12 protein-coding genes are annotated in these 12,244 nt (G+C 68.5%); 3 read left to right on the forward strand and 9 right to left on the reverse strand.

Features of this window, described 5'->3' with window-relative positions; all coding sequences use genetic code 11:
* Position 1: 1 nt before the first annotated feature.
* Positions 2–1,027: an ABC transporter substrate-binding protein gene (locus EV138_RS00945; RefSeq protein ID WP_133976590.1), complete on the reverse strand. Its 1,026-nt coding sequence runs from the start codon at positions 1,025–1,027 to the stop codon at positions 2–4.
* A 380-nt stretch (positions 1,028–1,407) separates the two neighbouring features.
* Here EV138_RS00945 and EV138_RS00950 point away from each other — a divergent pair, with 380 nt between their 5' ends.
* On the forward strand, positions 1,408–2,679 hold the full coding sequence (locus tag EV138_RS00950; RefSeq protein WP_133976591.1) for a sensor histidine kinase: 1,272 nt from the start codon (positions 1,408–1,410) through the stop codon (positions 2,677–2,679).
* Positions 2,676–3,329 (forward strand): response regulator transcription factor, encoded by a 654-nt coding sequence (locus tag EV138_RS00955; RefSeq protein ID WP_133976592.1) that lies wholly within the window; start codon positions 2,676–2,678, stop codon positions 3,327–3,329. The genes EV138_RS00950 and EV138_RS00955 overlap by 4 nt, the downstream gene beginning before the upstream one ends.
* Positions 3,330–3,358: 29 nt before the next feature.
* Here the strand turns inward: EV138_RS00955 and EV138_RS00960 are convergent, their stop codons facing one another.
* Positions 3,359–3,889, reverse strand: a complete 531-nt coding sequence (locus EV138_RS00960) for a MarR family winged helix-turn-helix transcriptional regulator (protein WP_133976593.1) — start codon at positions 3,887–3,889, stop codon at positions 3,359–3,361.
* Positions 3,890–4,013: 124 nt separating this feature from the next.
* Here EV138_RS00960 and EV138_RS00965 point away from each other — a divergent pair, with 124 nt between their 5' ends.
* Positions 4,014–4,679 carry an FMN-dependent NADH-azoreductase gene (locus EV138_RS00965; protein WP_133976594.1) on the forward strand — a complete coding sequence of 222 codons (666 nt, stop codon included), beginning with the start codon at positions 4,014–4,016 and terminating at the stop codon, positions 4,677–4,679.
* Positions 4,680–4,740: 61 nt separating this feature from the next.
* On the opposite strand, the gene EV138_RS00970 is transcribed toward EV138_RS00965, so the two are convergent.
* The 7 genes from EV138_RS00970 to EV138_RS01000 all read right to left on the reverse strand — a co-directional run bounded on the left by EV138_RS00970 (position 4,741) and on the right by EV138_RS01000 (position 12,225).
* Positions 4,741–5,577: a putative RNA methyltransferase gene (locus EV138_RS00970; RefSeq protein WP_133976595.1), complete on the reverse strand. Its 837-nt coding sequence runs from the start codon at positions 5,575–5,577 to the stop codon at positions 4,741–4,743.
* Between the two features lie 9 nt (positions 5,578–5,586).
* Positions 5,587–6,447, reverse strand: coding sequence for an ABC transporter permease (locus tag EV138_RS00975; RefSeq protein WP_133976596.1), 861 nt, complete (start codon positions 6,445–6,447; stop codon positions 5,587–5,589).
* A gap of 27 nt (positions 6,448–6,474) precedes the next feature.
* Complete coding sequence (locus tag EV138_RS00980; protein WP_238157880.1) at positions 6,475–7,353, reverse strand: ABC transporter ATP-binding protein; 879 nt, start codon at positions 7,351–7,353, stop codon at positions 6,475–6,477.
* 180 nt (positions 7,354–7,533) lie between these two features.
* Positions 7,534–8,634, reverse strand: coding sequence for a LolA family protein (locus EV138_RS00985; protein WP_238157881.1), 1,101 nt, complete (start codon positions 8,632–8,634; stop codon positions 7,534–7,536).
* Positions 8,635–8,828: 194 nt separating this feature from the next.
* Positions 8,829–9,443, reverse strand: coding sequence for an LURP-one-related family protein (locus EV138_RS00990; RefSeq protein WP_238157883.1), 615 nt, complete (start codon positions 9,441–9,443; stop codon positions 8,829–8,831).
* Entirely contained in the window at positions 9,440–10,870 is a 1,431-nt protein-coding gene (bluB, locus tag EV138_RS00995; protein ID WP_133976597.1) for a 5,6-dimethylbenzimidazole synthase, read from the reverse strand. Before bluB ends, EV138_RS00990 begins: the two co-directional genes overlap by 4 nt.
* Positions 10,867–12,225 carry a cobyrinic acid a,c-diamide synthase CobB gene (locus tag EV138_RS01000; RefSeq protein WP_166678459.1) on the reverse strand — a complete coding sequence of 453 codons (1,359 nt, stop codon included), beginning with the start codon at positions 12,223–12,225 and terminating at the stop codon, positions 10,867–10,869. Before EV138_RS01000 ends, bluB begins: the two co-directional genes overlap by 4 nt.
* Positions 12,226–12,244 lie beyond the last annotated feature (19 nt).

Below are 12,244 nucleotides of genomic sequence, written 5' to 3' on the forward strand. Positions count from 1 at the left end.
GTCAGCCCTTCGGTGCCAGATCGCGGTCGACCACCTCGGCCGGGTTCAGTGAACCGGCCGGCTTGATCTCCCCCGCGTTTTCCAGGGCCTTGATGATCCTCTCCACCCGCTCGCCGTCGGCCTCGCCGAGCTCACCGGTGAAGCCGTCCGGCTTGACGTAGGGCTTCATCAGGTTGAGCTCCGCGACGGAGCCGTCGACCGTGCGCTTGGGGTCGTACTTCTGCAGGATCTTCGCCGCACCCTCGGGGTCGTTGATGGTGTCCTGCAGACCCTTCAGCAACGCGCTGGTGAACTTCTTCACCTGGTCCGGATGGTCCTTGGCCAGGTCGGAGCGGGTGATGATCGCGTTGCCGTAGAGGTCCGGCAGCTTGTCGCCGTACGGCAGGACGACGGCCTGGCGATGCTTCGGGTCCGCCTTCTCGACCGTCGGCACACCGACGACGAACTGGCCGATCCCGTCGACCGTGCCGGCCGCCAGCAACTGCGGCAGGGCGGGCGGCGGCGACGGAACGAACTTGGTGGTCTCCCAGCCCTTGATCCCGGCCGCCTTGGCGTAGAGCGGGAACATCACCGTGTTGGTGGAGCCCGGCTGGTCGCCGATCTTCTTGCCGGCCAGGTCCTGCGGAGTGTTGATGCTGCCGCCCTTGAGCGCGACGATCGCCGCCATCGAGCGCTGGTGGATCATGCCGACCGTAGTGACCGGCATCTTCTGCTTGCCCATCGTGATCAGGATCGCGGTGAAGTCGCCGATCCCGTAGTCCGCCTGGCCACCGGCGACCAGTTTCAGCACGTCGACCGTGCCACTGCCCGGCTTGATGGTGACGTCGAACCCGGCGTCCTTGAAATAGCCCTTCTCCAGGGCGACATACGCATAGGCCTCGCGGCCGAAAGTGTTGAAAGACGTCAGATAGGTGATTTTCTGAAGTGATGCGTCCCCGTTCTGGCCTGCTTTGTCGTTGTTGCACGCACTGACCAGAGCTAGTGCGAGTACCGCCACAATGGCGGCGGCAGAGCGCCTGAACCTCATCCTGGACTTCTCCTCTCCGATATTTGATCAAACATCAAATATGGAAGGGTGGTCAATCGGCCCCTGGGGACTTCACAGTGTCTTTACGTCCACCGTTCCGGCACCCTTGGAGCCCGATCGCCGCCCGTCCTGGAGCCGTTCCCCATACCTGTCCGAACCCGGACGGGCATCCCGCCCCGACCACAGACCGTACCCGCCCGGACAGCAGATCGCGACGTCCGATCTGCCTGTTCGTGTCCGATCGACGACAAATTTGTGTAAACCCGCTGCTTTTGTGATCTGGGTCATGAGACCGCTCTCTTGACCAGCTCCCCCGCCCGGTGACCGCGTCACCCGGCAGAGGGATTCGTGCCGGGGCCGGCGTTTGGGAAGATGACCGGGTGGCGAACGTGCTGGTCCGGGGGTCGACCTATCTGCGCTGGGTCTACCTGTTGCTCGGCGCCGCCCTGGTGCTCGCGTTCATCCTGGTCGACAGCGCACTGGTCTCCCTGCTCAACGAGTTGCACCTGCCCGCCGTACTGATCGGCGTGTGCGTCGTGCTCGTCATCGTCGTTCCTCCCGTGGTGCTGGGCCTCCTGCCCGCGGTCCGGGAGGTGGAGGGCATCGCGGTCGAGTCACTGCTCGGGGTGCACTTCGAGGAGCGGCCGCTCGGCCCCGCCCGGACCTGGCCGCAGCGCCGCCGGACCACTACTTGGTTCTCCTTGCACCTGTTGGCAGGCGGCTTCGTCGGTGTTCTCAGCACGGTCGTGTTCGGCCTCGGTGCCGTCCTGCTCGCTGCCCCGTTCCGGTCGCGCGGATCGCACGAGCTGGTCCCGGGCATCGACTACACGGTGCACGACCGCTGGACCGACTACTGGATGCCGCTGACCGCCGTCGTCGCGATCCTCGCACTGCTGTTGTTGTCCTCGGCAATTGGCGCCCTGCTCGCGTACGCCGCCCCGCGCGTCCTCGGCCCGACTCCTGCCGAGCGGATCGAGCTGCTCGAGCGGCAGACCGCGACCCTTGCCGAGCGCAACCGATTGGCCCGCGAACTGCACGACAGCGTCGGCCACGCGCTCAGTCTCGTCACGATCCAGGCGGCCGCTGCCCGGCGCGTACTGGCCACCGATCCCGCCTTCGCCGAGAACGCCCTGGCGGCGATGGAGACCTCGGCACGGGCGGCACTGGCCGATCTGGACCATGTCCTCGGGCTGCTGCGCGAGGATCGCCGGCCGGGCGCGGAGAAAGCTCCGCAGGCGACCCTCGGCGACATCACCCGGCTGGTCGAGTCGACTCGGGCGGGTGGCATCACCGTGGCCGTCCAACGCGAGGGACGGCTGGAAGAACTCCCCGCCGCCGTCTCCCGGGAGGCCTACCGGATCGTCCAGGAGGGCCTCACCAACGCGATCCGGCACGCCGGACGACCGGCCGACCAACTGGAGGTGGCCTTGTCGATCAACCTCGGCACCGGCGGGCTGCGACTCGAACTGACCAACCCGGTCACGGCCGCCGCCTCGAGTCAGCCGGCCCGCACCGGCGGCGGCACCGGGTTGGCCGGTATCCGTGAAAGGGTCGCAGTACTGCGTGGCTCCGTCGAAGCGGGGTTGGTACGGGATCAGTGGCGCCTGGCGGTCACGCTGCCGGTCGCCGTGACGACGAAGGGAAGACCGTGAACGACGTCTCGGTGGTCGTAGTGGACGACGAGCCGCTGATCCGCAGCGGATTGCGCGCGATCATCGACGCGGAACCGGACCTGACGGTCGTCGGCGAGGCCGGTGACGGGGCCGAGGTGCTCGCGGTCGTCCGCCGGACCCGGCCGCACGTCGTCCTGATGGACGTCCGGATGCCCGCGGTCGACGGCATCCAGGCCACCCGGCTACTGCTCGAAGGCGTCGCCCCGGCTCCGCGCGTGCTGGTCGTCACCACCTTCGAGAACGACGACTACGTGTACGACGCGCTGCGCGCCGGGGCATCCGGCTTCCTGCTGAAGCGGACTCCCCCGGACGACATCATCGCGGCGATCCGTACCGTCGCGAGCAGCGAGTCCCTGCTGTTCCCGGAAGCGATCCGGGCACTGGCTCTGGCGCACGTCTCCACCCAGCACCCGACCGGGCTCGAGCGGTACCAGTTGACCGAGCGGGAGCAGGAGGTGCTCCGGTTGATGGCGAAGGGGTTGTCCAACGCGGAGATCGCGGCGGAGCTGATCCTCGGCGTACAGACGATCAAGACGCATGTGGCGAACACGCTGGCCAAGCTGGGAGCTCGCGATCGCACTCAGGCGGTCATCCTGGCCTACGAATCCGGCTTCGTCCCGCTGCACTAGAGGCTTCAGGGTTCCGCCGCACCAGAGCTTCAGGGCTCGGTGGTCAGGCCCTCTTCGGCGAGGGTGCACGCGTTGTGCAGCGGGTCGACGGCGTCCGCTGTCACCGCGAGGCGTTTGAGCAGCGTCCGGAAGACCGTCCGCTCGCCTTCCTCCAGGCTGCCGAGCACTTCTTCCTCGGCCTGGCCGAGGCGGCGCTCGAGATCACAGAGCGCTTCGCGACCCTGCTCGGTCGCCACGATCAGTCGCGCCCGGCGGTCTGTCGGGTCGGGCTGCCGCTCGACCAGACCGGCCTTCTCCAGGTCGTCGAGCAGGTACGTCATCACCGTTCGATCGACGTCCAACTGGGCAGCCAGGTCGAGCTGGCGCTTCGGCCCTGACCCGACCGCGGTCGCGAGCACCTGATAACCCCGCGGGCCACCCGGTACGTCGTCCAGCGCTTGGGCGGAGCGCTTCGCATAGCGCCGGAAGACCACGCCGAGTGCCCAGCCGAGGTCGGCCTCGACCGACATCCCCCGGGCCTGACGGGCCCGGACGTCCGTCTGCGGCGATGAAGTGGTCACGAGAGCCAGTCTACGTGGTCTATGCCACGGGAATACGATCTGACTTGAATATGTTCTGCGAGACAGACTATCTTCAAGACAGCTCATTCGAGTTCGCCCCCGACAACTTTCTGGAGAGCAAGAGATGACCACCCTGCTTCGTATCGACGCCAGCATCCGGGTCGACGGATCCGTCAGCCGGGCCCTCGCCGACAGCGCCGAGGCCACCTGGAAGGCCGAGCACCCCGACGGCGTCGTCGTACGGCGTGACCTCGGCCGGCACCCGCTTCCGGGTGACGCCTGGCCCGCCGTGATCGGCGCCGAGCTGGGCTTCGGCCCGGACCCCGACGCGACTCGCGCCGATCTCGCGGCTGCCCGGGCGCTGGCGGCCGAGCTCAGCCAGGAGATCCGGACCGCCGACGCGGTCCTGCTCGCCGTTCCGCTGTACAACTACGGCATCTCCCAGCACGTGAAGACCTGGCTGGACCTGCTGATGACCGACCGTGAACTGCTGGCCGGCGAGGTCCTGCGGGACAAGCCGGTCATCTTCACCCTGGCCCGCGGCGGCGGCTACAGCCCCGGTACGCCGAAGCACGGCTGGGACCACGCGACGCCGTACCTGGAACGCATCTTCGGCGAGGTGTTCAACATGAGCGTCCGCAAGGCAGTCGCCGAACTGACGCTCGCCCCGGTCACGCCGGGCATGGAAACGCTGATCGACGCCTCCAAGGTCTCCGAGGAGGAGGCTCACCTCGAGGCCGAGAAGCACGCCGCCGTGGTCGCCCGCGAGATCACCGGTGCCGCTGCCTGATTTGAACTGAACCAGGGCAGGTCCCGCTGGGCGCCGTACTCGAGTCGGCACCCGTCCGGGATCAGCTCGCCTGCCAGACCGAGAGCGTGACCGACAACGTGACCTCCACCGGATCAGCCAGTACGGCGATCCGCTCCGTCAGCTCCTCCGGCCGCAGGTGCCGCGCACTCGGCGTCATCTCGACCAACTGCCGCACCGACCGGTGATCGAGCCGCATCCCGACGTCGACAGCCGTCGCGGCCGTCTGAACGAAGTGGGATGCCAGCGAATCGCGCAGCCGGCGATCTTTGTCCTCGTCGACCCGGACCATCCCGAGTACTGCGATCAGCTCGGCGAGGTGCGCCTGATTGGGTGTCACCACCAGCAGCGTTCCGCCCGGAGCGAGCACCCGCCGCATCTCGGGCGCGTTCCGCGGCGCGAACACGTCGAGCAGGACCTCGGCGACCCCGTCCCGCAGCGGCAACGCCTTCCACGCGTCACACACCACGGACCCGATCCGCTCGTCCACCTTCGCCGCCCGCCGCGCCGCGTACCGCGACACGTCCAACGCGATCCCCACCCGCTCGCCCGCTGCGTCAGGCTCGGCGATGACGCCTGCGAGGTAGTACGCCGTACCGGCTCCTACTTCGGCGAAGTGAGTGGCTTCCGGTGGGGTGTGGGCGATCAGCGCGTCGCGGATCGGAGCGTAGTGGCCGCCGGCCAGGAAGGCGGCGCGGGCATCGATCATGGCGGCACTGTCGCCCTCGATCCCGGTCGATGCTGAGGGCAACAAGTTGAGATAGCCCTGCTTGGCCAGGTCGAAGGCGTGGCCTCGCGGACACCTCGCAGTACGGGCTATCAGCGCCAGGCCGTCGGCGCAGACCGGGCAGCGCAACAGAGAAACGAGGTCCGGGCGCACAGCAGGAGGTTAGCCGTTGACGTCCCGGCTGGTGAGGCGCGCCCAGGCCGCGGCGTAGAAGACCGCCAGGTACGCGCCCTGCATCAGCAGGTTCCGCCCGATCTCATGCCAGTACGGCGGGTCGCGGAGCAGGTCGGCGAACGAGGTCCAGCCGTACATCAGCAGCCAGGGGTGGATCACGTGGATCTGCGGGATCGCGCCGAGGATGCCGAACACGATGAACGTGCAGAAGGTGGCTGCCATCGCGGCCAGTGGCGTGGAGGTCAGCGAGGACACGAACAGGCCGATACCGGCCAAGCCGAGCAACGAGGTCGCGATCAGCAGTGCGATACCGAGGGCCCGGAACAATCCGTCCGCGAGCGACACCGTCGTACCGGACAGCAGCACGACGTCGCCGACCGGGAAGAGCACGATGCCGACGATCAGCCCGGACACCCAGATCGTCATCGTCGCGGCCAGGCAGAACACCGCCAGCGCGACCATCTTGGCCGCGAGCAAGCGCGATCGTCCGGCCGGTGCGGTGATCAGGTTGCGCAGTGTGCCGAGGCTGGCTTCGCCCGCGAGCGACTCCCCCGAGATCACCGTGACGGCGGTCGGGAGGAAGAACGGCAACGACAACGCCAGGCTGGCGACGACCAGGAAGAATCCGTTGCCGGCGACCTGGCCGAGGAACCCTTCGGCATCGCCCGACGACCCGGACAGCTTGATCGCCACCCCGATCAGGATCGGAACAGCGGCCAGTACGGCGAGCAGCACCCACGTGCGGGCGCGCCCGAACACCAGATGCAACTCCGACGCGAACAACGCCACGGTGTGCCGCCCCGCACTCGGCCGGGCCACCGGCGCCCGCTCCACGACCTCAGCCGCCATCAGTTCTCATCCCCCGCGGACTGCCGTTCATTCGGCAACATCGAAACCTTCTCCGGTCAGGGCCACGAAGGCGTCTTCCAGGCTCGGGCGCTCGATGCCGAAGCCGTGGATCCGGACATCGGCGGCGACCAGTGCCGCGGCGAGCTTGTCGATCGGCAGTTCGCCCGGATCTCCGTCGACGAACTCCTCGGTCCGCTTGACGTCGGTGACCCCCAGGCCGGTGAGGGTTTGTTCGGCCTGCTGGAGATCCGGCGTACGGACGACCAGGCGGGGCCGGAGCTCCGAGCGCAGTTCGGTCATCGTGGATTGCCGGAGCAGCCGGCCGCGGCTCATCACTGCCGCGTGGGTGCAGAGCTGCTCGACCTCGGCCAGCAGGTGGGTGGAGGTGAAGACGGTGGTGCCGTCGTTGGCCAGTTCGCGGATCAGCGAGCGCACTTCGCGGGTGCCCTGGGGATCGAGGCCGTTGGTCGGCTCGTCCAGTACGAGCAGGTCGCGCGGCTGCATCAGGGCGACGGCGATCGCGAGTCGCTGGCGCATGCCGAGCGAGTAGTTGCGCACCTTCTTACCGGCCGCGTTGGACAGCCCGACCCGCTCGAGCGCGTGGCCCGCTCGGGCCTTGCGAGTCTTCGGGTCAGCGGTCCGGTCGGCCGCGTCGAAGCGCAGCAGGTTCGCCTGGCCGGTCCAGAACGGGTAGAAGGCCGGCCCTTCGACCAGCGCCCCGACTCTCGGGAGGACCGACAACTGCGCCTTCGGCATCGGCTCGCCGAGCAACTCGACCGAGCCCGATGTGGGCGCGATCAGGCCTAGCAGCATCCGGATGGTCGTCGTCTTCCCCGACCCGTTCGGCCCGAGAAACCCGAAGATGCTGCCCGCCGGAACCTCCAGATCGATGGCGTCAACCGCCACCTGCCCACTCCGAAACCGCTTCGTCAGCCCTGTGGTGACAATCGGTGCTCCTGACCCACCCACGAGCACCGGCGCCGCGGCCGCCCGCGCGGGCGCCGCAGTCGCCGGCGGCGTGACCGGTGACGCTGGTGGTGGTTCGGTGGTCACCTGGTCAGCGCTCCCGGCTCGCGGTTCGCGTGGTCAGCGGGGGGCCTTGGCGGCGGCGGCTTCGAGGGTGTCGGGGGTGACCAGGCCGACGAACACGCGGCCGTCGTCCGTGATCAGCGCGCTGACCATCTTGGTGGTGAGGATCTTGCCCGAGCCCCAGGTGCCCTGGACGGTGCGCGCCTTGGCGAGCAGCTGACCGAGCGGCCCGGCATCGGCGGGAAGCTTGGCGCCGCGTAGTACGAGGACGCTCTCCCAGGCCTTGCCGACGACGGTCGGCTTGTCCCTGTCAGCCAAGCCCATGCCGGGCTTCACCATGCCGGGCTTGGCGCCTGGCTTGGTGGCGTTCGGCTTCGGGAGGCCCTTCGGCTCGGTGTGGCGTGCCGTGGGGAGCTTCTGCTCGGTCACCTTGACGCCCTTGGGCGGGGTGAACGAGAAGGTACTGCTGTCCGGTACGGCGAAGGAGACGGCCGAGAAGCCGAGCTGGACCGCGGGATCCTTGCCTGTCCGCGGCATCACCGTGACCTCGAGCGGGATCCAGGTCTTCGAGTCGATCGCCAGCGTCACCGAACCGACCGTCGTCTTGTCGGTCTTCGGGATCAGGCGAAGCTTGTACGCGTCGCGTCCGGCCACCTTCTGCGTACCGCTGACCACCACCTTCGTGGACGGGTCGATGGCCGCCAGGAACTGCTTCGCGACGGCCTGCGGGTCGTACGCCTGCTTCTCCGGCGCGACCTCGGGCTTGGCCGGGTGCGCGGGCAGGGCGAGCTTGGTGGCCTCTCGGCGGGACGAGTCGTACACCCAGGCGGTCTTGCCGTCTGTGGTCACCGTGCGCTCGGCCATCTGGTCGATCACCGAGACACGAGCCTTGTCCGGAGCGGCGAAGGCGACCCGGGCCGTGTGCTTGCCGGTCAGCAGGTCGGTGAACTTGGCGGCATCCGCGCCGAGCCCGGGAATCGCCGGCAGGCCGAGATCCGTCGAGGACGTCACCGTGCCGGACAGCCCGTCGACCTTGGCCGTCTGCACCTTGGCGAGCAGGTCCTGCGCGGTGATCCCGGGCAGGTCAGGAGAGGCGTCCGCGACCACCGGCCCGAGCGCTCCCACGCCCGCCACCACTGCGACTGCCGTGACCGGCACCAACCACCGTCGACTCCGCTGCGTTGCTCCCATGTCTCCAAGACTCGCACCGCACCCACCCCGAACCAAGGGCTGTCAGGGTCGAATCACCCAAAAGAGGGAGCGGCCCGTACGACGCCCGCCGTACGCCGCGTGAACGGCGTACGGCGGGCGTCGGACGAAATGCGGCGTTCCGTGTGCAGCCTGGTGCTGGATCAGCGGCTCTGGAGGGCGTCGAGAGCGACCGTCATCGCGGCCGCGACACGGAAGTCGAGCCGCGGGTCCGGGGCGTTGACCCGGTAGCGGTCCCGGACCGACACCTTGCGTTCGACCGCGAGCACCAACTCGCCGGTGGCGCGGTCCTTGAAGTCGAAGTGGAAGATGAACGGCAACGGGATCTCGCCGAGGTACGGGACGAACTCCCAGATCCGGCGCACGATCGCGACGGTCGGGTTCCGCTCGGTGCCGTCCGCCTCGACGCCGGCACCGCTGAGCTGCCAGCTGGACCGCAGCAGGCTCTTGCCGAACTCCTTCTTGAACCAGCCGATCGGCTGGCCCTGCGGGTCGAAGACGTCGTACCCGGAGCCGAGGTCGATCCGCTTGCGGGCCTTGAACGAGAACACCGCCTGCGACTTGGTGTCGTCGGTGTAGAAGGTGACCTCTTCCTTGAAGGCCATCCGCTTCTGCTGCGCGAACGCGAGCAGCGGTCCGTCGGACCCATCCGGGTTGGTGGCGATCAGTTCGTACTTGTTCGCCATCAGGGTGATCCGCTGCTTCATCGAGAAGGCGGGAACGTACATAGGCGCTGGGCCTTGGGGTGGGACGGTCATGCGGAGGAGTCTCGCATCTCGCCCGGTTCATCGACCGTGATGCCGCAGGCGAGACCACCCAGCCGTACGCCGCGCGCAAGCGCCCGGGAGACGTCCGACTCGACAGGGAGCTCTACGACGATCTCCCCCACGCCCTGCAGCACCAGATCCCGAGCCACCTCGACACCGAGCTCCAACGCTTCGTCCACGGACCGTGCCGGTCGCCACAGCACTCCGAAGTCCGCTGCAGGCTTCTCCCCACCCACCTGTACTACGAGGGCTTCGGGCCGCTCCAGCAACTCCGGCTGCGCCGCATCGACGACCACCAGGTGCACCACCTGACTCCCAACAGGCTTTGCTACGCCTTCGGCCTGTACAGCGTCCTGCACGATCACCTGTGACGGCGGTGCGCCCGGCAACCCGCGTTGTCCCCAGGCCTCCTGATGCACAGCCCACGAGAGCGGCCGTCGCGCAGCCCAGCCACTCCGCACCAGCTCGGGCGCTGCGGCGAACTCCTCCACATGGCCGACGCACAGGTACCCGACCAGCTCCACCTGTGCGGGCAGGTCCAGTACTGCGCCGACCTCTCCTGGTTCGAAGAACGACACCCAGCCGACACCGAGACCCTCTGCGCGCGCGGCCAGCCACAGGTTCTGGATGGCGATCGCCGCTGAGAACCACGTGGTGCGCGGATCCGCGTGCCGCCCCAGCACGTGCCGGCCGCCGCGGCCGGGGTCACAGGTGACGGCGATGTTCAGCGGGGTGTCCAGGATCGCCTCGATCTTCAGTCCGTCGAACGCGTTCCGGCGATCGGCAGGAAGCGATGCGGCGAATGCGTCTCGTTGGGCGATCGCCAGGTCGTGCACCTTGCGGCGGGTGGCGATGTCGCGGATCAGGACGAAGTCCCACGGCTGGCTCAGGCCGACGCTGGGCGCGCGGTGTGCTGACTCGAGTACGCGGGTCAGCACGTCGTCCGCGATCGGCTGGTCGAGGAAACCTCGGCGTACGTCTCGGCGCTCGGCCAGCACGCGGTGCACGGTCTCTCGCTCGGCTTGCGGATAGCCGGGAGCGGCCGGTTGCCTTTGGTTGTCCGGGAGTTTGCCGACGGCGACTGTGGCTCGGGCTGAGCGCTGCTTTGGGACTACGAGTTCGGCGCCGCTCAGGATCACGGCGGCCTCGGCGACGCTCGCAGTACCGGTCAGGCGTTCTACTTCGTCGCTCGGAGTGGGCACTTGTTGTTGGGAGAGCTCCGGTGATGGTGCGGTGAACAGCTCTGCGGCCAGGGACGCCACCAGGCGTTGCAGACCGGGCTCCGTCTCTTTGCCTTCGACAGTGACCACCCGTATGACGTCCTGTGGGCTCAGGCCGGCCAGTGCTTTCTCCACAAGGTCCCGCAGCTCTCTGTACGACGTACCGGAGCGGAGGCCGATTCCCAGGACGAGGCTCATTTCTCCAACCCCGCGTAGACACGGGCGGCTGCTACGAACCTGGCCGGCACGTCGGGTGTGGCGGTCCAGTGCAGGTGGAGGTACGACGCGTGGATCTGTGTCCTGGCGACGCCTTCCTGGATGCCGCCAGGCAAGTACCACGCGCTGTCGACGTCTTCGTCGTACTCGACTGTCGTCCGATGGAACTCATGGCCCCGCACGCGACGACCCTCGTCGAAGATCGCCGTGGTGGTCGCTGCGATCGCGGTCCGGTAGCCGAGCGTCAGGCGGCTCGTCATACGAGCCGTTGCCGGTAGTACGCCGGTCAGCTGGTGGCCGTCGAGTTCACGGCACAGGTAGAGGAGGCCGGCGCATTCCGCGACGACCGGGAGACCTGCGACGATCTCGTCTGCGACCTGCTTCCGCAGTACGGCGTTGTCAGAGAGCGCTTCCGCGTGAAGCTCGGGGAAGCCGCCGCCGAGGTAGAGCGCGGAGGTTGCCTCAGGCAATGACTCCCGGAGCGGGTCGAAGGTGACGACGTCGGCACCGGCGGCCGTCAGCAGCTCGGCCGTCTCGGTGTAGCGGAAGGAGAACACGGGACCGCCTGCCATCGCGATCACGGGCCGCCCCTCCTCGGCGGGGCTGACCTCCGCGGCCGGGTCCCAGGCCTGAACATCCAGCTCTGGCGCGGTCCGGGCGGCGGCGACGAAGGCCTCCAGGTCGACGCCTTGCCTCACCAACTCCGCGGCGGCTTCCACCGCGGCCGTCGCCTGCTCACGCTGCTCGTCGGCCGGGACCAGCCCGAGATGCCGGCTGGGCACGGTCAGGCGGGTGTCACGCCGAAGTACACCGAGAACCGGTACGCCGGTGGGCGCGACGCCGGCGCGTACCTCGGCCTCGTGCCGGTCCGAACCGACCTTGTTCAGGATCACTCCGACGATCCGGACGCCGGTGTCGAACGAGACGAAGCCGGCTACTACCGCGCCCACGCTGCGACCAGCGGCGGACGCGTCGACTACCAGGACGATGGGTGCCTTGAGCAACTTGGAGACGTGTGCTGTGGAGGCGTAGCCCTCGGTTCCGAGCGCACCGTCGTACAGGCCCATCACGCCTTCGACGACGGCGAGGTCCGCGGTCGCTGCGCCGTGAGCGAAGAGCGGGGCAACGCGTTCCTCACCGGACAACATGGGATCGAGGTTGCGCCCCGGCCGACCGGTCGCCACGGCATGGAATCCGGGATCGATGTAGTCCGGCCCCACCTTGAACCCGGCCACGCGATGCCCGGCCTGCCGCAGCGCACCCATCAGCCCAACGGCCACAGTCGTCTTCCCCGCCCCCGACGAAGGCGCCGCCACAACCACCCGCGGAATCACCACCGCAAACTCCCCGGGCAAC

The organism is Kribbella voronezhensis (assembly GCF_004365175.1).
Taxonomy (GTDB): Bacteria; Actinomycetota; Actinomycetes; order Propionibacteriales; family Kribbellaceae; genus Kribbella; species Kribbella voronezhensis.